We start from the raw sequence: 26,939 nt of genomic DNA, 5'->3' as shown, positions 1-26,939 counted from the left end.
AGTGCGCCTTCCGGGCGCAAGCAGGGAATAGTCCCTTATAGGGACAGAGCAAGCCACCCGCTAAGCGGGTGGTCTTGACTCAGACTATGCGGGACACGCTTGCAGAGCCAAAACAGAAACTGATTTCTATGGACGATGTAACTTCTGTGATTGCCGGACAGATTGGGCAGATTCTTCCGATGGACGAGGAAACGGCGGAACAATTCCGGCAGTTGGCGAAGAAAATGATTAAACAGGCAGAGAAAGGGTGAAAATGCTGTGGCACAATCAGAAATAAAGAAAATAATCAGGCAATTAAAGAAAAAAGAGATTAGAGTTTTTGATGTTTCAGAGGAATATGAGAATGAAATTCAGATTGTAACTTTTGAACGAAAAGCGGGATTGCGCATAACTGGAAAAAAAGGATTCGATATTATCTCAAATACCTTTTTTGTTGAAGAAACCTTAATTCACATTGATACAGATAGTGAACAACGAAAGAAAGATATTTTCTTATCCTTTGATGATTTTGATTCTTATTTTGATTTTTTAAACGGAGATATTTATGAAAATGCTTGCTATACATTTTGTCCTTTTTCGAAGCTCTCTACTTCTAAAAGAATTGATGCAGAAAAGTTAATGGCAAAAAAAGCATTTATCGAAGATACAATAGATGATTATTCATTGTCATTATCGAATAAAGAACAAGAAGGTTATGAGAAAGGCAAACAAATTCATAAATCATGTCAACAGTGGAACAAAAAATTTAGTAATTGTAATAGCTATGATGAATTAGTAAAAGTCGTGGAGAATTATAAAAAATCTAAGATTTCTTCCATTGTAGATGTCAGCTTTTTCTTCTTTCAATACATTTTTGCAGATGTTGAGAATAAAAAAAGATTCTCTATTATTATGGAATACATGTCCTCCGGTGCTTATCCTGAATACAAAATGATAAATGCTTTATGTTCAATATATGATCCTGATGATGTTATGCAATCGTTTAATTATTCTTTAGGAGCAAAGGGAACAATATATAAGCATAAGAAGAAATTAAAAGAGTATATTGATCTCTTGAAAGAGGGAGAAATTGATTTTTATTCAGAAGCATTGTTTGACAAGGAAACGCACTACTATTGTGAAAAAACTAAAGGATATCAAAAGAATAATACATATTTTCCAATCACAACAATTTATAGGTATTTTGAAACATTTGATGAGTTTGTTAATTATCGAAATGGGGATTTGACATATTGCGATTTATCAGATGCACTTGAATGTAATGCGGATTTTTCTAAGTATATCGTTGATGAAACAACAAAGCTTCCGATTCATGCAAATATGGATGTCACATATTCTGTAAAGAAATACTATCATAACAGAAAATTTTATGTAACACAGAAGTGGCTCAATAAATCTGGTAGTATACTTAAAGAATATAATCATACATTTAACTATTTTTTTGATTTTGTTGCTTTTCTTAAAGGAAATCTGTCCAATGCAAATTTGCTTTTTTGTGATGGAATTGACAATTTAGATCAGTGGGATTTTATTGACTTTACAGGTGCAAAACTGAAAAGCAGCTTGTGTGAAAAGTTTGGTTTACAATATGATACTTATACAATTAACTTGAATGTTATAGAATCCTTTGAGTGTATTGAAAAAAATGAATCCGAAACTGCTTTAGTTCTTCAATCTTCGAGAGATTTGGTATCGGAAGTAGCAGGACGAGACTTATCATATTTCGATTGGGCTTTTGATAACAAATGCCAAAGAGTTCACTATATTTCAGATCTTCATCTTATGCACAGAATACAAAATGCAGGCTGTCGTTCAAAAGAAGATATTATATATGTAATTCAAAGAATAGTTAATACTATTGCTAATGAAGCAGGATGCTTATTATTGATTGACGGTGATGTGTCATCAGATATTGGAATATTCCAGTTATTTGTAAAGATGCTTTCCAAAACATTACGCCGAAACACACAGGTTGTGTTTACGATTGGAAATCATGAGTTATGGAGTTTTCCGGGCTTTCAAATAGAGCAGATTGTTTCAAAGTATCGAACTATTTTGGAAAAGCATGGTATGTATTTACTTCATAACGATCTTCTTTACAAAGAAGATTGTAGTTTGCTTGCTGATCCGAAAACAGGAATACACCTGATTAAATACCATGATTTGTGCAAAATGAATGAACTGCAAATTGCTGACCGCTTGCGAAGTGCAAGATATGTGATTCTCGGCGGATTGGGCTTTTCAGGATATAATACAGAGTTTAATGCTGATAATGGCATTTATCGAATGACTATGGACAGGACTACTGAAATAAAAGAATCTAAAATTTTTGAAGATTTGTATAATCGGTTATGCCCTATTCTTGCAAATAAGAATGCAATTATTTTAACACATACACCCAAAAAAGATTGGTGCAGAGAAGCAGAACCTGATAAAAATTATGTTTATGTAAGTGGACATACACACAGGAATTTTTTCCATGACGATGGTGAATATAGAGTTTATTCAGACAATCAAGTTGGATACCATATCGAAACCCCTCACTTGAAAACTTTTTTAATTGATAACGATTATGATTGCTTTTCTGATTATGAGGATGGTATATTTGAGATTACGAGTGAGCAGTACAATGACTTCTACCGAGGGAAAAATATATCAATGACTTTCCAACGAGAAGTAAATGTACTCTATATGTTAAAAAAGAATGAGTATTACTGTTTTATTCACAAATCAAGAAGTGGTAGTCTTACTATCCTTAACGGTGGCACCATGAAAAAATTGGAAATTCAAGATGTTCAGTATTATTATGATAATATGGATACCATGATTTCTACGATAAAAACGCCGCTGGACAAGTTTACTTCATTTCAAAAACGAATTGCAGATATGGTAAAACAAATTGGTGGAATTGGCGCAATTCATGGTAGCATAGTTGACATTGATTTTTATAATCATATATATGTGAATCCATTTGACTTATCAATAACAGGGTATTGGGCATCAGATATAATTAACAAAATTGTATATCCGTCTATTCCTGCCTTATTAGAAAAAAATTGCCCTATAATGTTTGGCGAATATGTTAAACTTCTTAAAGGTAATAGTGAAAATCCATTAGCGTTGAAACAACAAACAAATATTACAGTATTACCACAGACATATCTTGATACGGATATTTACAAGGCTTCAAGAGAAATAAAGAAGATGCAAAAACTTAGTTCAAACATATTAACTTCTTGGTATGAAGATACTCTACATAAAAGAACTAAAATTGAACTTACATAGAAAGTTTTGCTTATTGGGGCTTATGAAAAAATGCGATTGTAAATCATGGGAGTAGGATAAGCGAAGCTCCCTTCATATACGCCCTGTCTGCTGATGAACCCAACCCTGTGCTTGCTGCTTCAAATGCTCTTGCCCTCCCGGTTGGCAACCTCATTTTCGCAGCAACGCCGACAGAGCGTATAACACACTATACTTTGCAAGCAAAGTCGTGTGCCAAAGGGGTACCCTTTGGAAACCCTATTTTAGAGGAAGCGTGTAGCCACACTTCCTCCAAAATGAAAAATAAGCGGTCACAATCTGCTGTAAAACCACAGTCGGATTGACCGCTTATTTTGTTGTAACCCTCCCCGTTTTCTTTATCCGCTTTACGAGTATATTCCTCAAAAATATGCTCAATACGGGTTGGAATAAAACCTTAAAAATGATATACTACGCATAGAGGAAACAAGGAGGTTACAGCCCATGAAAGAATTAGGAGAACGCCTGCGGAGATTGCGGGAAAGTGTGAAGCTGTCGCAGGTAAAGATGGCAGAACTTTTGGGAGTGAAGCAGTCCAGTATCAATCGTTATGAGCAGGGGCAGTCGGCTCCCTCTTTGGAAACGCTTGTAAGGTATGCGGATTATTTTGATGTATCATTGGATTACCTGCTTGCCCGGACAGACAATCCGCAAGGCAAGCTATATGAACACCGTCCGAAGATTGCGCCGGGGAGTGAGGAAATGAAGCAGTTTATTGAAATGTGTTTTGATCCGCAATCTCCGCTGAATGAAAAATTAAAACAGACGCTTCTTGAAATGATGAATGATAGGAGGAAATAATTATGGCAATAATTCCGGAATTTTTTATAAATTCTGTTACATCAATCGGTGTACGTAATGGTGCTGGTATTTCATGGACAGGTACAGGATTTTTTATAGTTAGAGTGTTTGATGCAGAAGGAAACGCACGTCCGATGCTTGTCACTAACAAGCATGTACTGGCAAATAAATGCAGTATTGTACTACGGTTGAAAAAAAGAGACAATAGTACATTAGATATTGTAGATGCAGCACTTTATGAGAATGGAGTAAAATTATATTATGAACATCCAAATGCAAATGTCGATATAGCTGTTCTTCCTTTAAATGGGAAATTTATAACAGATAACAATATAGAATTTGCAGCATTTGATATTGATAAACATGCAATGACATCTGAAGAATTACGATACGAAGGGGTTGACGAAGGAACACTGATACATATGTTGGGGTTTCCTATGGGACTTGTAAATATAAATTCTAATTTACCTATTTGTCGTTTGGGGTGTATTGCTAGAATTAGTGCTGCACAAATACTAGAGTCTTATAATATTCTTGCTGATATACAGAATTTTCCGGGCAATTCGGGAAGCCCAATTGTCACTAGACCAGAAATAGTTTCAATAGAAGGTACGAAATCGTTGAATAAATCTGTATTAGTTGGAATTGTTCATTCGTATATTCCGTATAGAGAAAATTTAATCAATAGTCAAACCCAGCAAGTTGTAGAAATACGAAGTGAAAATAGTGGAATTGCATTAATTCATCCAGTTGAATTTATTAGAGAGGTTGTAGATGAAATCGTAAAGCCTTTCAATGAGAAGGCTAATTCGCAAAACCAAACGGAAGAAGAATAATTGGAGAGATGCAAAATGAAAGGTGTTATCTATGCCCGCTATTCTTCCGACAATCAGAGAGAAGAAAGTATTGAGGGACAGTTGCGGGAATGTAAGGAGTATGCAGAGCGCAACGATATTACAATTTTAGGAACTTATATTGACAGGGCATTGTCAGCAAAAACAGATAACCGCCCCGAATTTCAACACATGATTAAAGACAGCGCAAAAGGCTTATTTGATGTTGTCCTTGTATGGAAATTAGACCGCTTTGCCCGGAACCGTTACGACAGCGCACGATATAAAAATCTTTTGAAAAAGAACGGTGTGAAAGTCATTTCCGCAAGGGAAAATATCTCCGAGGGCAGCGAGGGAATTATTCTGGAAGCCATGTTGGAGGGATATGCGGAATACTATTCTGCGGAGCTCTCTGAAAAGGTTATCCGGGGACTGACCGACAATGCGCTGAAATGTAAATACAACGGCGGTACTGTTCCGATGGGATATTATATTGACGAACAGCAGTATTATCAAATCGACCCCAAGACTGCCCCGGTGGTACTGGAAATGTTTACAAAGTACAGCGAGGGGGCAACCATGCAGGAGCTTGTTAATCTATTGAACAGTCGGGGTATGCGTTCCATTCGTGGCGGGAAAATTACGCTGAATATTATGAACCATTTGTTGAAAAACCGCCGCTATATGGGCGAGTACAGTTATCGTGATGTAGTCAAAGAGGACGGTATTCTAGCGATTGTCCCGAAAGAATTATTTGAACGGGTACAGAAACGGCTGGCGAAGAACAAAAAGGCTCCTGCCCGTCACAAAGCCGAGGACGATTACCTTTTGACAACGAAGCTGTACTGTGGGAAATGCGGCTCCTTTATGGTGGGAGAAAGCGGCACAAGCCATACGATGAAAGTACACCGTTATTATCGCTGTGTGAATACCAAGAAAAAGAAGCTCTGCGACAAGAAAGCAGTCAAGAAAGACTGGATTGAAGATTTGGTTGTCAACTATACCATGAAAGCAATTATGAATGATGCAGTCATGGAACGGCTGATTGATATGCTGATGGAGTTGCAGAAGAAAGAAAGCACCGATCTGCCCCTTTTGAAAAAGCAGCTTGCAGAAACGGAAAAAGGTATTAACAATATGCTCAACGCCATTCAAGCAGGAATTTTTACCCCGTCCACCAAGCAAAGACTGGACGAGTTGGAGGAAACCAAAAGCCAACTTGAAGTCAGCATTTTGCAGGAGGAAATGCACAAGCCCCTGCTTACAAGAGAACAGATTGCATTTTTCATTTACCGTTTCCGCAAATTTGATGTGACAAAGCGGGAACAGCGGCAAAGACTGATTGACAGTTTTGTAAATGCGGTGTATCTTTATGAGGACAAGATAATCCTTACTTTCAACTATAAGGACGGTTCTAAGACTATCACACTGGCGGAAGTTGAGGGTTCGGATTTATCCGTACTCGGTGCAGTGATCAAGAGGCTTTCTATAAATCTGATTTATGGAAAGTCTTTTAATTTTTAGAATTATATTCACAGAAAAATGCCACATATGCATAATGATATGTGGCATTTTGACGCTATCGAATTTCTTAAATGACGTTACAGTTTCTCCCCTTCATTCACTTCCTCAATAAACACCTTCCCTTCCGCCTGCTGTTCCGCAAAATGAAATCGCAGTACAGCCTGAGGCCAGTTGAGTGTGATGATGGCTTTTTTGTCCCGTGTCTTTCCTGCGGCCTGGATCTGATCTACAAGGTCTGCGAGGACTTCACGGGTGAGATATCCGCCTCGCCAGTGGAAGGTGAATTCGCGGCCTTTTTTTGCAGCCTGGAGGGCACGTTTGTATACGTCTTCCAATTTGGTGAAGGACAGCTTTTTCTCGCGGTAATAAAAGTGGTTTCCATCCGGGCAGGGAGGTGCCGGAGCGATCAGTGGTTCATGGTCACGGAAGATGTTTTTGTCATCCAGATTAAAATAATCGTAACGGATACTGGTTGAGCCGTCTTCGTTTTTGCCCAGAGTATTATCGAAAGTGGCATCCAGATGATAGTACTGTCCGTTGATCCGGACGATGTTCCAGGTATGACGGTATTTGATCCCTTTTTCCGGATTGTTCCCGCAGATGGCGATAATACACCATACACCAAGGGCATCACAGAGGACCTTTACGGATTTGGCGATTCCCTCGCAGACACCGACACCATGGCCCAGAGGCCCGATGATCTCGTGGGAATATGGCTTTTTCAGTTTGTCGTAGCGGATATTTTCGCAGATGAAGTCATGGACATATTTTTCCTTATCCCACTCGGAAAACTTCATGGCGGTGCGCACAAGCTTGTCTACGCGGGCTCCCAGGGCTTTCTGATGCTTCCGGATTTTATTTTTGTCGAAGATATATTCAGGGATCAGTATCAGATTTGGCGAGTCCTTGTAATAACGGTATTTAAATCCCACAGCCCAGAAAATCTCCGGGTGATCCAGACGAAGCTGGAAAAATACATCATAGAGCCAGTTTCCATCGGTGGTTGGTACCTGCGGGATCAGGAACTCGTCGGAAAGCTCCATAAGCCCGTGAAGCATTGCACGGTACACGTTTTGTTTATCTTTCGACATTTTGCCGTAGTAATATTCTTCAGTTTGTTTCATATATAAAAATACGGAGACTCCTTTCCGGAAAAATAGATTTCAATCAAAGATTATAGCATAAAAAAACATGCAGGACTATCAGAAAAGATACACCCTGCATGTTTTTGGTATTGAATATTTTAGATCGAAAATAACTGTGAGCCAGGATCAGCCATTATACAGCTGATAATACCGGCCCTTCTGAGCAAGCAGCTCCTCATGAGAACCACGCTCGATAATACGACCCTGCTCCAGGACCATAATACAGTCACTGTTGCGTACGGTGGAAAGTCTGTGGGCAATCACAAAAGTTGTCCTGCCTTCCATCAGTTTATCCATACCATCCTGTACCAGCTTTTCGGTACGGGTATCAATGGAACTGGTGGCTTCGTCCAGGATCAGGACAGGCGGGTCTGCAACAGCTGCACGGGCGATGGAGAGAAGCTGTCTCTGGCCCTGGCTCAAGTTTGCACCGTTTCCACGGAGAAGGGTGTTATAACCCTGTGGAAGCCTGCGGATAAAACCGTCGGCGTTGGCAAGTTTTGCTGCTGCGATCACCTCTTCGTCTGTGGCATCCAGTTTTCCGTAGCGGATGTTTTCCATAACGGTTGCCGTGAACAGGTTGGTATCCTGAAGAACGATGCCCATGGAACGGCGGAGATCGTCTTTTTTGATCTTGGTGATATTGATGCCGTCGTAACGGATCTTACCTTTCTGAATGTCGTAAAAACGGTTCAGAAGGTTGGTGATGGTTGTTTTTCCGGCGCCGGTAGATCCTACAAAAGCGATCTTCTGGCCTGGCTGTGCGTACATGTTGATGTCATGAAGAACGATCTTGTTGGAGTTATAACCAAAATCCACATCCTCCAGAACCATGTCACCTTTCAGTTCGATATAATCTGTGGTACCTTCCGCCTTATGGAAATGTTTCCATGCCCAGCGGCCGGTACGTTTCTCGGATTCAGTGAGAACGCCGTTTTCCTCTTTTGCGTTGACAAGAGTAACGTAGCCTTCATCCACCTCGGAATTCTCATCCAGAAGATCAAAGATACGTTTGGCACCGGCAAGGGCCATAACAATACTGTTGAACTGCTGGCTGACCTGGTTGATGGGCATGTTGAAACTCTTGTTGAAAGTCAGGAAGCTGGCAAGTCCGCCGAGGGTGAAGTTTCCGATGCCGTTGATGGCAAGGATACCGCCAACCATGGCACAGATCACGTAGCTGACGTTTCCAAGCTGGGCAACTACAGGCATCAGTATGTTAGCAAAACGGTTGGCGTTGTCTGCGCTGGCAAAAAGCTGGTCGTTCAGCTCATCGAATTTCTGGATGCTTTCGTCCTCATGGCAGAAGACTTTGACAACTTTCTGTCCTTCCATAATCTCTTCGATATAGCCGTTGACAATACCAAGGTTTGTCTGCTGTTCCAGGAAATATTTTCCGCTCAGGCCCGCAAGTTTCCGGCTGGCAGTCAGCATAATGGCAACCATAAGCAGAGTCACGAAAGTAAGCGGAACGTTGAGGATCAGCATACTTACAAGAACACTGACAATGGTGATCACACTGGAAAGCAGCTGTGGGAAACTCTGGCTGATCATCTGGCGCAGGGTATCAATGTCGTTGGTGTAGATGGACATGATATCACCGTGTGCGTGGGTATCAAAATATTTGATGGGAAGTGTTTCCATTTTTGCAAACATGTCGTTTCGGAGGTTACGTAAAGTTCCCTGGGAAACATTGATCATGATACGGTTATAAGTATAGGTGGCAATAACACCGATGGCGTAAAAACATGCCACACGTGCGATTGCAGCAGTTAAAGGCCCGAAGTCCGGTGTATCTGCCTTAAGAAGAGGCGTGATATACTGGTCAATCAGGGTTTTCATGAACATGGTTCCCTGTACATTGGCAAGAACGCTGACAAAAATGCAGATCACCACGATCACGATATGGATACTGTAGTTCTTAAAAATATAACGGGAAAGGCGTCCCAGAAGTTTTCCTGGCTGTTCCGGCGCTCCCATGCCTTTCGGTCCAGGACCACCCGGACCTTTCATGTTCTGTTTTTTCAAGCCGGATCACCTCCCTCGTCAAAATCACCGGCACCGCCGGTCTGTGAATTGAATACATCCTGATAAATGGCGTTGGTCTTAAGAAGTTCCTCATGGGTACCAAATCCGTTGATCTCGCCGTTGTCCATAACGATGATGCGGTCTGCATTCTGGATACTGGAAACACGCTGGGCGATGATCAGCTTGGTGGTATCCGGGATCTCTTCTGCAAAAGCACGGCGGATTTTTGCGTCTGTGGCAGTATCTACCGCACTGGTGGAATCGTCCAGGATCAGTATCTTCGGTTTCTTCAGAAGAGCACGGGCGATACAGAGACGCTGTTTCTGACCTCCGGAAACGTTGGAACCGCCCTGTTCAATGAAAGTATTGTATTTATCCGGCATTTTTTCGATGAAATCATCAGCGCAGGCAAGCTGGCATGCACGGCGGCATTCTTCTTCCGTGGCGTTTTTGTCACCCCAGCGGAGATTTTCCAGAATGGTTCCTGAGAAGAGGACATTCTTCTGAAGGACAACGGAAACCTGGTTCCTGAGAGATTCCAGGTGGTATTTGCGGACATCGATGCCTCCCACCAGAACAGAACCGTCCGTTACGTCATAAAGACGGCTGATCAGGTTGACAAGACTGGATTTGGCACTTCCGGTACCGCCGATGATTCCGATGGTCTCGCCGGAGCGGATGGAAAGGTTGATGTCTTTTAAGACCGGTTCTTTGCTGTCTTTCTTATAACTGAAGTTTACGTGGTCGAAGACGATGCTTCCGTCCGGAACTTTTGTTACCGGGTTCTCCGGGTCAGTGATATCAGCAGTATCGTTGATGACTTCCGTAACACGCTCGGCACTGGCAATACTCATGGTCACCATAACAAAAACCATGGAGAGCATCATCAGGCTCATGAGAATGTTCATGCAGTAAGTGAGAAGGCTCATAAGCTCACCGGTAGTAAGCGTGCTGCCCACGATCATTTTTGCGCCAAGCCAGCTGATTCCAAGGATGCAGGCGTAAACGGTAAACTGCATCAGAGGCATGTTCATAACAACGATCTTCTCGGCACTTAAGAACATTTCGTATACTTTGTTACAGGCTTTCTGAAATTTGCTGATCTCGTAGTCTTCACGGACATAGGCTTTGACAACACGGACGGCACCGATATTTTCCTGGACACTTGCGTTCAGGTCATCGTATTTGCGGAACACAGTCTGGAAATATTTCGTTGCTTTCCGCATGATAAAGATCAGACAGGCACCGAGGAAGATCACCGCGATCAGATAAATGCTTGCAAGTTTGGCGTTGATGAGAAATGCCATGACCATGGCACAGATCAGGCTGGCCGGTGCACGGGTACACATACGCAGGATCATCTGATAGGCATTCTGCAGGTTGGTCACATCTGTGGTAAGACGGGTGATCAGGCCGGCAGTGCTGTATTTGTCGATGTTGGAAAAAGAAAAGGTCTGGATGTTGGTGTACATGGCTTTTCGGAGGTTTCTGGCAAAGCCTGTGGAGGCCAGTGCTCCGTATTTTCCGCCCATGACGCCGGACCAGAGTCCGCACAGGGCAAGAACTACCATAACTCCACCCATCCGATAGATATGGCCGATATTTCCGGCTTCCACACCCTTATCAATGATGGAAGCCATGGCCAGGGGGATCAGAGTCTCAAAGAGAACTTCCAGGATCATGAAAAAAGGCGTGAGAAACGAGGCCTTTTTAAACTCCCTGACCTGGGCCAGAAGGGTTTTGAGCATAAAAAATCTCCTTTCTTTTACTGTTCAAAAAGATAGCACCCCTGGAAAAAAGTTCCGGGCTGCTACAGAACAGATGTATTGTTCAGATACTATTATCAGGTAAAATATTTTTAATGTCAAGACAAATATGTGTGAAATACTTGACATAACATCATTTAAGCGGTATATTAAAAGTTAATATTCACCTGTGAAATAGGGGCGAGAATGCGATTCAGATCCCTTTAGAGGGTCTATATAGAGTTTAATTTTTGTAGGGAGGATTTTATATGGAAATCAGACAGTCAGCAGAGGATTACCTGGAATCAATTCTGGTTTTATCGAAGAAGGGCGGCGGGGTTCGTTCCATTGATATTGCTACCAGACTTGGCGTTTCCAAGCCAAGTGTCAGCCATGCGATGAAGCTTCTCCGTGAGGACGGATATATTGCCATGGACCGTTACGGTACTGTGACACTTCTGGAGAAGGGCGCAGAGATCGCCAACCAGATCTATGAGAGACACACCGTACTTGCCAAGATGCTGGAGGGACTTGGAGTTCCGGCAGAGATTGCACTGGAAGATGCCTGCAAGATGGAGCACGATATCAGCCAGGAGAGCTTTGAGAAGATCAAGGCGCATTATAATAACTTTATTAAGAGAGACGAAGCAGCAGCGGAGTAAATGAAGTGACCGGCCAGTATCCACACGGGGCGGCAGTGAAAGCCAATGAAAGATAAAAAAGAAGTGCATGAGAAGCGTGATAACTTTTCATGCACTTTATTGTTTATCTGCCTATTTCGCAGAAGATTTCTCCGGCAGCTGTGCCAGGATGATAGCCGCGAACATGATGACGCATCCAAGAAGCTCTTTTGCGGAAAGCTTCTGTCCAAGGATGACCCAGCCTGCAAGTACGGAGATACAGGATTCCAGGGAAAGAATCAGAGAAGCTACCGTTGGATTGACATTTTTCTGGCCTACGATCTGCAGAGTGTAGGCAACGCCGCAGGACATGATTCCGGCATATAGGATGGGAAGCCATGCGGTGAGGATGGAGGAAATCTGCGGATGTTCAAGGATAAGGGCCGGGATCATGGACAGGATCCCGCAGATCAGAAACTGGATGCAGGAGAGTTTTACCCCGTCCGTTTTCGGGGAAAAATAGTCAATGACCAGAATGTGCAGAGAAAAAAGAAACGCACACACCAGCACCAGAATATCTCCGCGACCAATGGAAAAACCATCCGTGATGCAGAGAAGATAAAGACCGATCAGAGCCATGACAACGGCTGCCCAGATAAAGGGACTGCATTTCTTTTTCAGGAAAAGTCCGATAATCGGGACAATGACAATATAGCAGGCAGTGATAAAACCGGCTTTTCCCACCGTTGTATATTTGATGCCGAACTGCTGGAAGTTGCTGGCTGCAAAAAGTGCTATGCCGCAGGCGATACCGCCGATCCAGAGATCGCGGGTTTTGTATGGAGAAGATGTGGTTGTTGATGTTGAGGGATCTGCCGCTGCAGAAGCTGTATCTTTGGAGCGGTTTAAGAGAAAGATCACCGGCACCAGAACAGCAGCACCGATCAGGGAACGGACGCCGTTAAAAGTAAAAGGACCTACATATTCCATGCCTACACTCTGGGCGACAAAGGCGATTCCCCAGATGGTAGCGGCCAGAAGCAGGCAGAGAGAATTTTTCAGAGGCATTTTCTGTGTGTTCATGATAAAAGAATCCTTTCGCGTATTATGTGGTCAAAGCGATATATAAGAAAAGACCCCGGGGAACTTCAGATAGCTTCCCGGGGCATTTTTATGATCTGTCGGAACCGTGTCCGGCAAAATTAGTTCTGATTCTGGTTGTTCTTAACTTCTGCAAGCTTCATAGCACGAACTTTCAGCGGCAGACCGAACAGAGTGATGAATCCGTCAGCGTCGTGGTGGTCATACATATCACCGGTTGTGAAGGAAGCAAGGGACTCATTGTAAAGGCTGTATGGAGAAGTTGTACCATTCTTGATGATGTTTCCTTTGTAAAGTTTGAATTTAACTTCACCGGTAACATATTTCTGAGTGGATTCAACAAATGCCTGGATAGCCTCACGGAGTGGTGTGTACCATTTTCCCTCGTAAACAACCTGTGCAAACTGGCTGCCCAGTTTCTTCTTGGCTTCCATTGTCTCACGGTCAAGGATCAGCTCCTCAAGCTGGTCATGAGCTGCCATCAGGATTGTTCCGCCAGGAGTCTCATAAACACCACGGGATTTCATACCAACAACACGGTTCTCAACGATGTCAACGATACCGATACCGTTCTCGCCGCCAAGTTTGTTCAGCTCAGTGATGATCTCGGAAACTTTCATTGCCTTTCCGTTGAGAGTTTTCGGAACACCCTGCTCAAATGTCATGGTAACTTCTGTTTCTTTATCAGGAGCTTTCTCCGGTGTTACGCTTAATACAAGCATGTCATCGTAGTTCGGAGCCTGGGAAGGATCCTCAAGTTCCAGTCCCTCGTGGCTGATGTGCCAGAGGTTTCTGTCACGGCTGTAGCTGTGGCTTGCATCGAACGGAAGAGTGATGCCGTGAGCTTTACAGAACTCGATCTCATCTTCACGGGACTGCATGGTCCACAGATCTGTCATACGCCATGGAGCGATGATTTTGATGTCCGGAGCAAGAGCTTTGATACCAAGTTCGAAACGGATCTGGTCATTTCCTTTACCTGTAGCACCGTGGCAGATTGCAACAGCGCCTTCTTTACGTGCGATCTCAACCAGTTTCTTGGCGATAACCGGACGAGCCATGGAAGTTCCGAGAAGATAGGAATGCTCATATACAGCACCGGCCTCTACACATGGCATGATGAAATCATCGCAGAACTCATCAACAATATCTTCAATATATAATTTGGAAGCACCGGACATTTTTGCTCTCTCTTCAAGACCGTCCAGCTCGTTTCCCTGTCCGCAGTTTACACAGCAGCAGACAACGTCATAATCAAATGTTTCTTTCAGCCACGGGATCAGGGCTGTGGTATCAAGACCACCGGAATACGCTAAAACAACTTTTTCTTTCATAATATATGTCCTCCTGGGATTTTTTGAAATTTTGTATCGCTCCGGACATTTCCGGGACGGTGAATTTTTTTACGTTATCTGGAAAAATTATGCTGTTTTATAACTTTACCAGAGTGAATAAATATTCATGCGTGACAAAACAAAATTTTCGGCTGTCCTGTCGACATGGCTTAATATACACCAGATTTTATAAATATGCAAGAGATAATTTGAAAAATATGAAAAATTTTTTGCATAAAAATGCATCGAAAAACGGGTAATATTATAAGAAAATACATGAAAAACAGAAAAGACAGTGAAAAATCAAAGAAAATGACTATTGCATAATATGCAGAGAAGATGTATAATCTATCCATTGACAAGGCGGACATATGAGGAACGCCTTTTTACTTAAGCCGTAAGAGATACGGCAGAGGAGGAATGTGAAAGATGATTAAAGCAGGAATTATCGGTGCGACAGGGTACGCAGGAAATGAGATCGTAAGACTTCTTCTTGGACACAAGGATGTTGAGATCAAATGGTTTGGTTCCCGAAGCTACATAGATCAGCAGTATGCAGATATTTATCAGAACTTTTTCAAACTGGTGGATGCCAAATGTATGGATGACAATATGGCGGCACTTGCAGATGAGGTGGACGTGATCTTTACCGCAACCCCGCAGGGCCTTTGTGCATCCCTTATTAATGAAGAAATCCTTTCCAAATGTAAGGTGATCGACTTAAGCGCGGACTTCCGTATTAAAGATGTGAAGAAATATGAAAAATGGTACGGAATCGAGCACAAAGCACCGCAGTTTATTGATGAAGCAGTTTACGGTCTCTGCGAGATCAACCGTGAGGATATCAAAAAGGCACGGCTGATCGCCAACCCGGGATGCTATCCGACATGCTCCACACTGTCTATTTATCCGCTGTTAAAAGAAGGCCTCATTGATCCGAACACTATTATCATTGATGCAAAGTCCGGAACATCCGGAGCAGGAAGAGGAGCTAAAGTTCCGAATCTTTACTGTGAGGTAAACGAGAGTATTAAAGCTTACGGCGTTGCCACACACAGACATACACCGGAGATTGAGGACCAGCTTGGATACGCATGCGGACAGGAAGTGCTGATCAACTTTACCCCGCATCTTGTTCCGATGAACAGAGGAATCCTGGTAACTGCATATGCTTCCCTGACAAAGGATGTTACCTATGAGGAAGTAAAAGCGGCCTATGACAAATATTATAAAGATGAGTTCTTTGTACGTGTGCTGAACAAAGATGTATGCCCGCAGACAAGAAACGTGGAAGGCAGCAACTTTGTAGATGTAAACTTCAAGATCGATCCGAGAACTAAGAGAGTTATCATGATGGGCGCCATCGACAACCTGGTAAAAGGTGCCGCAGGACAGGCCGTTCAGAACATGAACCTGATGTTTGGATTCGACGAGAACGAAGGACTGAAACAGATCCCGATGTGCCCGTAAAACACAGAGGATTTCAGACGAGAGGAGACATAGAATATGAAGATCATCGATGGCGGCGTTACAGCCGCAAAAGGTTTTGAGGCAGCGTCAACTGCAGCAGAGATCAAATATAAAGGCCGTACCGATATGGCCATGGTATTCAGTGAAGTTCCCTGTGTGGCTGCAGGAACATTCACGACCAATGTGGTAAAAGCAGCTCCTGTAAGATGGGATCAGGACATTGTATACAATCATCAGGGCGCAAGAGCCGTGATCTGCAACAGCGGAATCGCCAACGCATGTACCGGTGAGGAAGGATTCGGTTACTGCAGAGAAACAGCCAAGGCAGCATCCGAAAGCCTTGGAATCCCGGAAGACAGCGTGCTGGTAGCATCCACAGGTGTCATCGGAATGCAGCTTCCGATCGACCGTATCGCAAACGGAGTAAAAGCCATGGCGCCGAAGCTTGAGGGAAGCCGCGAGGCAGGCCTTGAGGCAGCAAAAGCCATCATGACAACCGACACCGAGAAGAAAGAGGCAGCTGTAGAGATCGAGATCGGCGGAAAAACCGTAACCGTAGGCGGTATGTGCAAAGGTTCCGGAATGATCCACCCGAATATGTGCACAATGCTTGGATTCATCACCAGTGATGTGGACATCTCCAAGGAACTTCTTCAGGAAGCACTCAGCGAGGACATCAAAGATACCTACAACATGGTATCTGTTGACGGAGACACCTCCACAAACGACACGGTTCTCCTCCTGGCAAATGGTCAGGCCGGCAATCCGAAGATCACAGAGAAAAACGCAGATTATGAAGAGTTCAAAAAAGCCCTCAACTACGTAAACACAACCCTCGCCAAAAAGATCGCAGGGGACGGAGAAGGCGCAACCGCGCTCTTCGAGGTCAAAGTCATCGGCGCAGCCACCAAGGCAGAAGCCGTAACCTTAAGTAAATCCGTAGTAACCTCTTCCTTAACAAAAGCAGCCATCTACGGCCACGACGCAAACTGGGGCAGAATCCTCTGCGCCCTCGGCTACTCCGGAGTCCAGTTCGACCCAGAAAAAGTGGATCTCTACTTTGAGAGCAAAGCAGGAAAAATAAAGATCATTGAAAATGGAGTTTCTACAGGATACAGTGAAGAGGAAGCTACAAAGATCCTCTCTGAAGACGCTGTGACAGCCATTGCTGATATGAAGATGGGCGAGGCCAGTGCAACCGCATGGGGATGCGACCTTACTTATGATTATGTAAAAATCAATGCGGATTATCGTTCTTGATGTAAGAGCTCTGTAGAACGGTTTTTTATGGTGGATTTTATATGTAATTTTGTTTCAGTTTGTAAGCTGAGAAAACCCTTAGGGGGAGCGAGCTCGGAGTTGCGAAGCCCGCACGCTCCCCCTAAGAACCCCCTCCGTTGGGCACGCTTGGTTGTGGTGTGTTGAACGTTAGTTGACGAAGACTGAGTGACGAACATGAGAAACTTCAGGGCGGGAGCTTGGAAGTTGAGCCATGTTAAACGTCAGTCGCCAAAGGCAGACTGACGGGCTGTTCGCCTTCGGCGAAAGCGCGTCGGAGGTGGCTGCCTGCGGCAGCCTATCCGCAGCAGGCGCTTTGCCCGCGGTGCGGGCAACAGCCCGTTCTCCGTGGCCGGAGGGGAGGAGCGCGAGGAGGGGAAACGGCCTTCGGAACTCCGAGTGCTTCCCCTCCTCGCAAATCCCACAGCTATCAGCTGAGACAAAACTATAATTTATAAAGAAAAAACGTCCAACATACAACAAAAAAACCTTTTTCAACCCATATCATTTTTCAAAAAAAGGAGATACCCATATGGTGAATCAGAAATATCTTGACAAAGCAGAGGTTCTCATAGAAGCCCTGCCATACATTCAGCGGTTTAACCGCAAAATTGTAGTCATCAAATACGGCGGAAGCGCTATGCTTGATGAAGAATTAAAACGTAACGTCATCAAGGACGCAGTCCTCCTGAAGCTGGTTGGCTTCAAACCGATCATCGTCCATGGCGGCGGCAAGGAAATCAGCCGCTGGGTGGGCAAAGTTGGCATGGAGCCTCGTTTCGTAAACGGTCTCCGTGTAACAGACAAAGACACCATGGAGATCGCAGAGATGGTTCTCGCAAAAGTCAACAAAGAACTTGTTACTTTAGTAGAATCTCTCGGCGTTCAGGCTGTAGGTGTCAGCGGTAAAGACGGTGGTCTTCTCCAGTGCAAAAAGAAACTTTCCAAAGGCGAGGACATCGGCTACGTAGGTGAAGTCACAAAAGTCAATCCAAAGATCCTCCAGGACCTTCTGGAAAGAGACTTCCTTCCGATCGTATTCCCAATCGGTTTTGACGAGAATTTTGATTCCTACAACATTAACGCAGATGATGCAGCCTGCGCTATTGCAGAGGCGGTCAATGCAGAGAAACTTGCCTTCCTTTCCGATATTGAAGGTGTATACAGAGACGCTTCCGATCCGTCCACTCTGATCTCCGAACTTCGTGTAGATGAGGCTGAGAACCTGATCTCCGATGGTACTGTCGGCGGCGGAATGATCCCGAAACTGAAAAACTGCATCGATGCCATCGAGCATGGTGTAAACAGAGTCCATATCCTTGATGGAAGGATCCCGCACAGCTTACTGCTTGAGATCTTTACAAACAAAGGTATTGGTACCGCAATTTTAAAAGATGATGGGGAGAAATATTACAATGAGCATGAATGAACTGATGGAAGAATCAGAAGCCAGTATTCTTCATACATATAACCGTTTTCCGGTAGTTTTTGAAAAAGGCGAGGGCTGCCACCTCTATGATTCCGAAGGAAAGGAATATCTGGATTTTGCAGCAGGTATCGCTGTAAATGCACTGGGGTATCATTACCCGGGCTATGACGAAGCATTGAAAGCCCAGATCGACAAACTGATGCACATTTCCAACCTGTATTACAATGAGCCGATCATTGATGCAGGTGCCAAACTTGTACAGGCAAGTCATATGGAAAAAGCATTCTTCACAAACAGTGGTACAGAGGCTATCGAGGGTGCTCTGAAAGCTGCCAAGAAATATGCCTACGAGAGAGATGGCCATGCAGATCATGAGATCATTGCCATGAACCATTCTTTCCACGGCCGCAGCATCGGTGCACTTTCCGTGACAGGTACTGCACACTACAGAGAGCCTTTTGAGCCTTTGATGGGTGGCGTAAAATTTGCGGATTTCAATGACCTTGAGAGCGTAAAAGCTCAGGTTACAGACAAGACCTGTGCCATCATCGCCGAGACTGTACAGGGCGAGGGAGGTATTTACCCGGCTACCAAAGAGTTCCTGGAAGGCTTGCGTAAGCTCTGTGATGAGAAAGATATCATCCTGATCCTGGACGAGATCCAGTGTGGTATGGGACGTACAGGACATTATTTCGCATGGCAGGCATACGGCGTACAGCCGGATATCATGACCTGTGCCAAAGCTCTTGGCTGCGGTGTTCCGGTAGGTGCTTTTGTTCTGAATAAGAAAGCAGCGGCAGCATCCCTGAAGCCAGGCGATCATGGAACCACTTACGGTGGAAATCCGTTTGTATGCGCGGCGGTCAGCAAGGTATTTGATATCTTCGAAAAAGACCAGATCCTTTCTCATGTACAGGGCCTGACCCCGTATCTGGAGGAAAAACTGGACGAACTGGTTGCAAAACATGAATGTGCGGAAGTAAGAAGAGGCAAAGGCTTCATGCAGGGTATCGTGATCAAAGGACGCCCGGTAGGAGATGTTGTGAAAAAAGCTCTTGCAAAAGGTCTCCTCGTGATCTCAGCAGGAAGCGACGTTCTCCGTCTTGTTCCTCCCCTTGTGATCACAAAAGAGGATATTGACAAAATGGCCGAGATCCTTGACGAGTGCATGGAATAAATAACAGAGATCTTCTGGCGAGGGAAGCCCAAAGCAGGCTTCAGGAGCAGAAAAACGAAAGATCATAGTTCAGGGAAATCCTGATACAGGACAGCAGTATTTTTTGGTTGGCAGATAACCGGCCAGGGAAAGATACTGCTGTTTTTTTGTTCCACAGAAAATGGTGTCCTGCAGTAAAAACAGGATTTTGGATATGAGGAGTCATGCCTGCCGAAACGTAAACACATCACAGCATCAATATATATATAATATATAACAGACATATCAAACAGTATTCAAAAATCTGGTTGTGTGTTAAAAAATAAACAAAAGTCGTCACGACACACCAACAAAATGCACAAAAAAATGAGCAGATCTGAGTATAAATTGCACATCCACACAGTTGATTTTAAAACGCCATATGTTATAATTTCACTGGTTAAAAAATTTATGTGAGGGGTGAATATTTTGAAAAAATTATTAACCGTCATGTGTACTTTTCTGACAGTAATCCTGTCATGCCCTGTGGGTGTATGGGCGGCTGGAAACGGTGAGACAGTATCAAGCGTGCCGGTGTGGCTTTGTATTCCTTTTGCGGGCCTTCTTCTGTGTGTTGCAGTGATGCCGCTGGTAAAAGGTGAGTGGTGGGAGTCACATCAGCCGATCGTGGTTGCGTTCTGGATCGTTCTTATGGTTATTCCGTTCTTATTTGTATACGGCGCCGGAAAAACTGCGGAAACAGTACTTGAGTGCGTAATTAATGACTATCTTACATTTATCATCCTGTTATTCGGATTGTTCTGTGTATCCGGTAACATTACGGTTGAGGGCGATTTTGCGGGTTCGCCAAGAGTAAATGTAGGACTTCTTGCACTGGGAACTCTGCTTTCCAGCTGTATTGGAACCACCGGAGCCAGTATGCTGATGGTGCGTCCGGTGATCAAAATGAATTCCTGGAGAAAGAGAAAAGGCCACATTATGATCTTTTTCATTTTTATGGTGTCAAACATGGGTGGCTGCCTGACACCGATCGGTGACCCGCCCCTTCTGATGGGATTCATGCGGGGAGTTCCTTTCTTCTGGAGCCTGCACCTTCTTCCGGTACTGCTCTTTAATATGGTGATCCTTCTGTTTGTGTTCTATCATCTGGACATGCGCTCTTACAAGAGAGATATCGCAGAGGGACGTAAACCGGACATCAGCAAACCGGGAACAGAGTTCAAGATCGATGGACTTCACAACATCATTTTCCTTGTAATGATCGTTGTAGGCGTTATCTTAAGTGGTATGCTTCCGAGTATGCCGGCATTTCAGGATGCAGCAGGCAATGTAAGAGGAATCCATATTTTCGGTGAGGTTACATTAAGCTTCCCGTCAATCATTGAGATCATCCTGATCCTGGCAGCAGCATTTCTGTCCTTTAAGACAACGGACAAAAAGATCCGTGTGCGAAACCATTTTACCTGGGGTGCGATCAAAGAAGTTGCGGTACTTTTTATCGGAATCTTTATCACCATGCAGCCTGCCCTGATGCTTCTGAAAGCAGTGGGACCGAATCTTGGAATTACCGAGCCGTACCAGATGTTCTGGGCGACAGGAGCACTGTCCAGTTTCCTGGATAATACACCGACCTATCTGGTATTTCTGACTACAGCGGGAACCCTTGGATTTACAAGTGGAATCGCAACCACACTGGGAACGGTTCCTGTAAAACTTCTTTCCGCGATTTCCTGTGGTGCCGTATTTATGGGTGCCAATACATATATCGGCAATGCTCCGAACTTTATGGTCAAGACACTTTCTGACGAAAATGGTATCAACATGCCGTCCTTCTTTGGATACATGGGATGGTCCATTTGTTTCCTGGTACCGGTGTTCATCATCGATATGCTGGTATTCTTTTTATAAGGGAGGAGGATCAATATGCAGGATAATAACATTCGAGAGAAATGCAGAGAACTTGCTACCAGACTTTATGAACTGGATGGCGAGGTTTATAAAAGCGTAGGATCTTCCCTTGGACGTACCTTTACCGGTGACAGAGAAGGTACCATCCGTAACTTAAGTGCCCTGATGTATACCAAACCGGACGGGCATCTTCTTCGAAGCGAGATGGCCCTGATCAGTAACATGGCCAGAACCATCAAGGATAAAGACGAAAAAAGCCGTCTGATGAAGAAATATGATGAGATCTTTCAGGAGATCCTTACGCTGCCGGAGACCTTTGTTGCTACGGATATCATGGATAAGGAACGTGTGGCGCTGAATCATATGATCAAGCGCAGGGAAAAAATTTCCGAGGACGATCATCTGGTCATCTGTATCAGCCGTACACAGGGAAGCGCCGGCAATGATATCGGTTTCGGTCTGGCAGATAAACTTCGAATCAACTATTATGATGTGGAGATCTTTGACCAGGTATTAAGACGTCTTGAGGCGGAAAAAGGTGCAGTCAACGATGCGGAATATTTTGCAGACTTCAATAAATATGAGAAGAAGCATAAATTTGACCCCAAGGGCTGGTTCCGGGAATTTAACCGTTATCACGGTCTTCCGAAACAGGATGCGGTATTCTTTAACATGAGTGACCTGATCTGTGACCTGGCATCAAAAGAGGACTGCATCATCATGGGACGATGTGCGGATGCGATCCTGAAGAACAATCACATTCCACATATCAGCCTGTTTATCACGGCGCCTTTTGCCATCCGTGTCCAGCATGTCATGGATGTAAGAAAGATGAATATGAAGCAGGCGGTCCGCTTCCTAAAGAAGATGGACAGCCAGCACAGAAAGTATTATAACTTCTATGGTGGAGCCCACTGGGGCAAGCCGGATAACTATGACCTGTGTATCAACAGTGCAAGTTATGGAATCAATGAGACAGAAAATCTGATCCTGAAGCTGCTGGATGATCAGATCCATTAAAAGATAATATCAGAAAATTATAAAAGAATTCCTGTAAAAAGAGAAGTGCCTGTCCGGCAGGTAGAAATATCTCAAAATACAGGAATTCTTTTTATGCTTTTTTTATAAAAAATTTAATCTTGATTAACTTTTTTCATTTTGGGGATTGACATTCGAAAAAACTTAGTATACACTAACCTATGAGTTAGAATTAACTAATTAGACGAAGTTAATTAATAGGAAGAAACGGAGGAACTTCTATGCAGCCGATTTTATTTTTGCAGTCAGGTGATACTGGCACAATTAAGCGTATTTCCGGAGCAGAAGACACAAGAAGATTTCTTGCAGGCCTTGGTTTTGTTGAGAATGCGGAAGTGACAGTCGTTTCCCAATTTGACGGTAACCTGATCGTAAACATCAAGGATTCCAGAGTAGCAGTCAATAAGGAAATGGCCAGACACATTATGGTGTAACCGGATTGTGCGGCAGTGACCGCTAGTGAATTTGCCCAAGACTGTGTGAAGTGCAGTTGAGGATAGATTATGGACGTAAGGTTCTTTATGAAGGATGATTTACGTTCACTGAAATGAACAGCAGACAGACCGTAAGGGCCTGTTTTACTGTAACTGCTCCGGGAGATGAGCAGTTTTTATGGTCTTTGGAAGCAGATGCGGATGAAGATCATCATATGGATTTGGAATATAAACAGGGAGGAAAAGAGAAATGACTTTACGTGATGCAGAAGTAGGTTCTACAGTAGTTGTTTCCAAGATCACCGGCGACCCGGCTTACAAGCGCCGTATCATGGACATGGGAATCACAAAAGGCAGCGAGGTTTATATCCGCAAGGTAGCTCCTCTTGGAGATCCGGTTGAGATCACCATCAGAGGTTATGAGCTTTCCCTGCGTAAGCATGACGCAGCATGTGTGGAAGTAAAGCAGAAATAAACTTCGAAAAAATGACAGAGCATAAGGCTCTGATCTGAAAAAAGGAGGATGAAAAATGTCTGTAACAATAGCTCTTGCCGGAAACCCGAACTGTGGTAAGACTACAATGTTCAACGCTCTTACAGGCGCTAATCAGTACGTTGGTAACTGGCCAGGTGTTACTGTAGAGAAAAAAGAGGGTAAACTGAAAAACCAGAAGGATGTAACTGTAACAGACCTTCCAGGTATCTATTCACTTTCCCCGTATACACTTGAGGAGGTTGTCAGCCGTGATTACCTTCTGAAAGAAAAACCGGATGTGATTATCGACCTTGTGGATGCAACAAACATCGAGAGAAACCTGTATCTTGCAACACAGCTTCTTGAGATCGGTATCCCGGTTGTTATCGCTCTTAACATGGTGGATCTTCTGAAGAAGAACAACATCCACATCAATGTAAAAGGTTTAAGCTCCGCACTTGGATGCCCGATCGTTGAGACATCCGCCCTTAAGGGAACAGGACTTAAAGAGGTTGTTGATGAGGCAATCAAATGTGCAAACCAGCACAGAGTACCATCCAAACAGATGGAGTTCCCGAAGGCAGTTGAGAAAGCTGTAAACGAGATCGAGAGCCTTGTTCCTGCAAACATCTCTGAGGAGAACAAGAGATGGTATGCAGTAAAACTTCTCGAGAGAGACAGCAAGGTAAAAGAAGGTCTTAACCTTCCGGCTTCTGCTCAGTCCAAGATCGAGGAGATCGCTTCCAACCTTGAGAAGGCAGAAGATGATGATACAGAGAGTATCGTAACAGATGGAAGATATCAGTACATCCAGAAAGTTGTTTCCGCAAACGTTAAGAGAAGCGGAAATAAGATGACTGTTTCCGATAAGATCGACCGTATCGTAACAAACCGTATCCTCGGTCTTCCGATCTTTATCCTTACCATGTTCATCGTTTATTATGTATCTGTAACAACAGTTGGTACCATGGTAACAGACTGGACAAATGACAGCTTCGTCGGAACTATCCAGGGTGTTGTAGCTGATGGCCTCAGCGGTGTCGGCGTTGCTGACTGGCTGGTAAGCCTTGTATCTGATGGTATCATCGGTGGTCTTGGTGCAGTACTTGGATTCGTTCCGCAGATGGCGATCCTGTTCCTGTTCCTGTCCATCCTTGAGGACTGCGGTTACATGGTTCGTATCGCATTCGTCATGGACCGTGTATTCCGTCATTTCGGACTTTCCGGAAAGAGCTTTATCCCGCTCCTTATCTCCTCTGGTTGTGGAATCCCTGGAATCATGGCTTCCAAAACAATCGAGGCTGATAACGACCGTCGATTAACAATCATGACAGCAACATTTATTCCTTGTGGTGCTAAGCTTCCTGTTATCGCTCTTATGGGTGGTATCATGACAGCATATGTAACTGGTGACTATGTAGCAGCTGGTTTCATCACACCACTGATGTACTTCATCGGTGTTGTAGCAGTTCTTGTATCTGCCATCATCCTGAAGAAAACAAAACCGTTCTCCGGTAAACCTGCTCCGTTTGTAATGGAGCTTCCACAGTACCATATTCCGTCTGCAAAGACAGTTCTGCTTCACGTTTGGGAGAGACTGAAAGGCTTCATCATCAAAGCCGGAACAATTCTTTTCCTTGCAACTGTTATCATGTGGGTTCTTTCCAGCATTGGCAGCACAGGAAGCGGAATCGGATTTGTTGAGGACAGCAACGACAGTATCATGGCTATCCTTGGTGGTATCCTTGCTCCGATCTTTGCTCCTCTTGGATTCGGTAAATGGCAGCCGGTTGCAGCATCCATCTCCGGATTCTCCGCAAAAGAGTCCATCGTTAGTACAATGGGTGTTCTTGCAAACGTAGCTGGTGATGATGCAGAAGATACCATGATCGTTGGTGCAGCGATCAAAGCATGGTTCCCGTCAGCAGTAGCAGCATTCTCCTTCCTGCTGTTCAACCTGCTTGACTCTCCGTGTCTTGCAGCTATTTCTACAATGGCACATGAGATGCAGTCCAGAAAATGGTTCTGGTTTGCAATTCTCTTCCAGAACATCTTTGCTTATGTTGTAACACTTTGTGTATACCAGATTGGTCTTGTTGTTACAGGTGCCGGATCCTTCGGAATTGGAACGATCGTTGCTCTGATCCTTGTGGCAATCATTCTCTTCCTTCTGTTCAGACCAGATCCGTACAAGAACCAGAACGATGTTACAAAGAGATCTGTTCAGGCAGCAGAGTAATCGTAAACCGGTCATACAGTTAAGATCCGGTACATATGATAACTTTGAAATGATGCTGTGAAAACAGCGGAAATGATAAGAAACATAAGGAGGCCGGGTATGTAAATACCTGGTCTTCTGTGTTATAATAAGCCTGAAGAAACATAGGAATTTTTTACAAAATTATTCATCAGAAGCTGACAGCGTCTTAACTGCTGTGCAGCGAAAGAAAGGGTGACAGATATGAGTATAGTAGCGGATATTATTGTACTGGCGCTTGTGATCGCATATGGTATATTTGTGATCAGTTATCTTTATTCAAGAAAGAAACAGGGGCTCAGCTGTGTTGGCTGTGCCGGTAATACACGTACCAACGGCTGTGGCGGCGGATGCTCCGGTCATTGCTCCGGATGCTCAGGCTGCAGCGGAATGCAGAAGTAACCAGGAGGTAGATCATTATGGCAAATGCAATCGTTGTCATCGTTGTTATCATCATTATGTTGTTTGCCGGAAAAGGCGCATATAAACATCTGAAAGGTGAGGGTGCCTGCTGTGGAGGCGGCAGCAAACCGGAAATCCCGAAGAAGAAACTGGACGGAACGAAGCTTGGTGAGAAAACTATGAAGATCACAGGAATGCACTGTGAGAACTGTGTAGCCAGCGTCACTAGAGCCATCAACCGTATTGACGGAGCGGCAGCCAAAGTCAGCCTGAAAAAAGGTGAGGCAGTGGTTTCCTATGACAGAGAGATTTCCAACGAAGAACTGAAAAAAGTTGTTGAAGATCGTGGATATCACGTAGTTTCTATTCAGTAAGGATCCATCAGAATAATACGTTTGCCGGAGCTTCCCATCCGGCAGAGCAGAGAAAAGACTTCTCGTCGAAATGCTTAAAAATATTTCGATAAGAAGTCTTTTTTTGTGTAAGAAGTCAGAGTTGCAATTGACTCACTAATAGCTGCTATTGTATAATAAAAACAGAAAAATCAGACGGAATGAAAAATATTATTACAAATTTTCTTTCTATCCGAATGATGTGTCATGAAAGCCAAATAGAGAGGTAACAGACTTTGACAGCAAGGTATGATCCGAGCGGGAAT

The 26,939-nt window shown here is 43.9% G+C and carries 23 protein-coding genes; 18 read left to right on the top strand and 5 right to left on the bottom strand.

The window, feature by feature from the left end; all coding sequences use genetic code 11:
- The first annotated feature begins 74 nt into the window (after positions 1-74).
- From GPK88_RS00475 to GPK88_RS00455, 5 genes are all read left to right on the top strand, one after another.
- The gene (locus GPK88_RS00475; RefSeq protein ID WP_173772132.1) at positions 75-251 is read left to right on the top strand and encodes a hypothetical protein; all 177 of its coding nucleotides are present in this window, start codon (positions 75-77) and stop codon (positions 249-251) included.
- Positions 252-258: 7 nt separating this feature from the next.
- Positions 259-3,285, top strand: a complete 3,027-nt coding sequence (locus GPK88_RS19250) for a metallophosphoesterase (RefSeq protein ID WP_173772134.1) — start codon at positions 259-261, stop codon at positions 3,283-3,285.
- A gap of 462 nt (positions 3,286-3,747) precedes the next feature.
- Entirely contained in the window at positions 3,748-4,104 is a 357-nt protein-coding gene (gene relB / locus GPK88_RS00465; protein ID WP_173772136.1) for a type II toxin-antitoxin system RelB family anti-toxin, read from the top strand.
- Between the two features lie 2 nt (positions 4,105-4,106).
- Positions 4,107-4,940 (top strand): S1 family peptidase, encoded by an 834-nt coding sequence (locus GPK88_RS00460; RefSeq protein ID WP_215707446.1) that lies wholly within the window; start codon positions 4,107-4,109, stop codon positions 4,938-4,940.
- A gap of 15 nt (positions 4,941-4,955) precedes the next feature.
- Positions 4,956-6,461, top strand: a complete 1,506-nt coding sequence (locus GPK88_RS00455; protein WP_173772138.1) for a recombinase family protein — start codon at positions 4,956-4,958, stop codon at positions 6,459-6,461.
- A gap of 77 nt (positions 6,462-6,538) precedes the next feature.
- On the opposite strand, the gene GPK88_RS00450 is transcribed toward GPK88_RS00455, so the two are convergent.
- The 3 genes from GPK88_RS00450 to GPK88_RS00440 form a co-directional block, all read right to left on the bottom strand.
- Positions 6,539-7,585, bottom strand: coding sequence for a transglutaminase domain-containing protein (locus tag GPK88_RS00450; RefSeq protein ID WP_173772140.1), 1,047 nt, complete (start codon positions 7,583-7,585; stop codon positions 6,539-6,541).
- Positions 7,586-7,732: 147 nt separating this feature from the next.
- Complete coding sequence (locus GPK88_RS00445) at positions 7,733-9,619, bottom strand: ABC transporter ATP-binding protein (protein ID WP_215707447.1); 1,887 nt, start codon at positions 9,617-9,619, stop codon at positions 7,733-7,735.
- A gap of 11 nt (positions 9,620-9,630) precedes the next feature.
- The gene (locus GPK88_RS00440) at positions 9,631-11,382 is read right to left on the bottom strand and encodes an ABC transporter ATP-binding protein (RefSeq protein ID WP_021976390.1); all 1,752 of its coding nucleotides are present in this window, start codon (positions 11,380-11,382) and stop codon (positions 9,631-9,633) included.
- Between the two features lie 266 nt (positions 11,383-11,648).
- Here GPK88_RS00440 and GPK88_RS00435 point away from each other — a divergent pair, with 266 nt between their 5' ends.
- Positions 11,649-12,041 carry a metal-dependent transcriptional regulator gene (locus GPK88_RS00435; protein ID WP_021976391.1) on the top strand — a complete coding sequence of 131 codons (393 nt, stop codon included), beginning with the start codon at positions 11,649-11,651 and terminating at the stop codon, positions 12,039-12,041.
- Between the two features lie 111 nt (positions 12,042-12,152).
- Here GPK88_RS00435 and GPK88_RS00430 read toward each other — a convergent pair whose 3' ends face one another.
- Positions 12,153-13,067: a DMT family transporter gene (locus GPK88_RS00430; protein WP_508304643.1), complete on the bottom strand. Its 915-nt coding sequence runs from the start codon at positions 13,065-13,067 to the stop codon at positions 12,153-12,155.
- 134 nt (positions 13,068-13,201) lie between these two features.
- A complete protein-coding gene (locus GPK88_RS00425) occupies positions 13,202-14,434 on the bottom strand; it encodes an argininosuccinate synthase (protein WP_021976393.1) in 1,233 nt (410 codons plus the stop codon).
- A gap of 429 nt (positions 14,435-14,863) precedes the next feature.
- Between GPK88_RS00425 and argC the strand changes: the two genes are divergently transcribed.
- The 12 genes from argC to GPK88_RS00365 all read left to right on the top strand — a co-directional run bounded on the left by argC (position 14,864) and on the right by GPK88_RS00365 (position 26,655).
- Positions 14,864-15,904 carry an N-acetyl-gamma-glutamyl-phosphate reductase gene (gene argC / locus GPK88_RS00420; RefSeq protein WP_021976394.1) on the top strand — a complete coding sequence of 347 codons (1,041 nt, stop codon included), beginning with the start codon at positions 14,864-14,866 and terminating at the stop codon, positions 15,902-15,904.
- A gap of 36 nt (positions 15,905-15,940) precedes the next feature.
- Positions 15,941-17,164 carry a bifunctional glutamate N-acetyltransferase/amino-acid acetyltransferase ArgJ gene (gene argJ / locus GPK88_RS00415; protein ID WP_173772142.1) on the top strand — a complete coding sequence of 408 codons (1,224 nt, stop codon included), beginning with the start codon at positions 15,941-15,943 and terminating at the stop codon, positions 17,162-17,164.
- Positions 17,165-17,714: 550 nt separating this feature from the next.
- Complete coding sequence (gene argB, locus GPK88_RS00410; RefSeq protein WP_118062712.1) at positions 17,715-18,611, top strand: acetylglutamate kinase; 897 nt, start codon at positions 17,715-17,717, stop codon at positions 18,609-18,611.
- On the top strand, positions 18,598-19,788 hold the full coding sequence (locus GPK88_RS00405) for an aspartate aminotransferase family protein (protein ID WP_119247803.1): 1,191 nt from the start codon (positions 18,598-18,600) through the stop codon (positions 19,786-19,788). The genes argB and GPK88_RS00405 overlap by 14 nt, the downstream gene beginning before the upstream one ends.
- Positions 19,789-20,235: 447 nt before the next feature.
- Entirely contained in the window at positions 20,236-21,675 is a 1,440-nt protein-coding gene (locus GPK88_RS00400; protein ID WP_173762645.1) for a sodium:proton antiporter, read from the top strand.
- Between the two features lie 15 nt (positions 21,676-21,690).
- Complete coding sequence (locus tag GPK88_RS00395; protein WP_148448466.1) at positions 21,691-22,695, top strand: cytidylate kinase-like family protein; 1,005 nt, start codon at positions 21,691-21,693, stop codon at positions 22,693-22,695.
- Between the two features lie 239 nt (positions 22,696-22,934).
- Positions 22,935-23,147, top strand: a complete 213-nt coding sequence (locus GPK88_RS00390; protein WP_118062708.1) for a FeoA family protein — start codon at positions 22,935-22,937, stop codon at positions 23,145-23,147.
- A gap of 113 nt (positions 23,148-23,260) precedes the next feature.
- The gene (locus GPK88_RS00385; RefSeq protein ID WP_178004320.1) at positions 23,261-23,401 is read left to right on the top strand and encodes a hypothetical protein; all 141 of its coding nucleotides are present in this window, start codon (positions 23,261-23,263) and stop codon (positions 23,399-23,401) included.
- Entirely contained in the window at positions 23,398-23,622 is a 225-nt protein-coding gene (locus tag GPK88_RS00380; protein ID WP_021977524.1) for a FeoA family protein, read from the top strand. The genes GPK88_RS00385 and GPK88_RS00380 overlap by 4 nt, the downstream gene beginning before the upstream one ends.
- 55 nt (positions 23,623-23,677) lie before the next feature.
- Positions 23,678-25,861, top strand: a complete 2,184-nt coding sequence (gene feoB, locus GPK88_RS00375) for a ferrous iron transport protein B (RefSeq protein ID WP_174096010.1) — start codon at positions 23,678-23,680, stop codon at positions 25,859-25,861.
- A gap of 222 nt (positions 25,862-26,083) precedes the next feature.
- On the top strand, positions 26,084-26,281 hold the full coding sequence (locus GPK88_RS00370) for a FeoB-associated Cys-rich membrane protein (RefSeq protein WP_021977522.1): 198 nt from the start codon (positions 26,084-26,086) through the stop codon (positions 26,279-26,281).
- Positions 26,282-26,298: 17 nt separating this feature from the next.
- Complete coding sequence (locus GPK88_RS00365) at positions 26,299-26,655, top strand: heavy-metal-associated domain-containing protein (protein WP_021651583.1); 357 nt, start codon at positions 26,299-26,301, stop codon at positions 26,653-26,655.
- The last annotated feature ends 284 nt before the right edge of the window (positions 26,656-26,939 follow it).

Source organism: Blautia sp. MCC269, from assembly GCF_018785655.1.
Taxonomy (GTDB): Bacteria; Bacillota; Clostridia; order Lachnospirales; family Lachnospiraceae; genus Blautia_A.
Note: the sequence above shows the minus strand (reverse complement) of the source record. Positions and strands in the feature narration are given on the sequence as shown.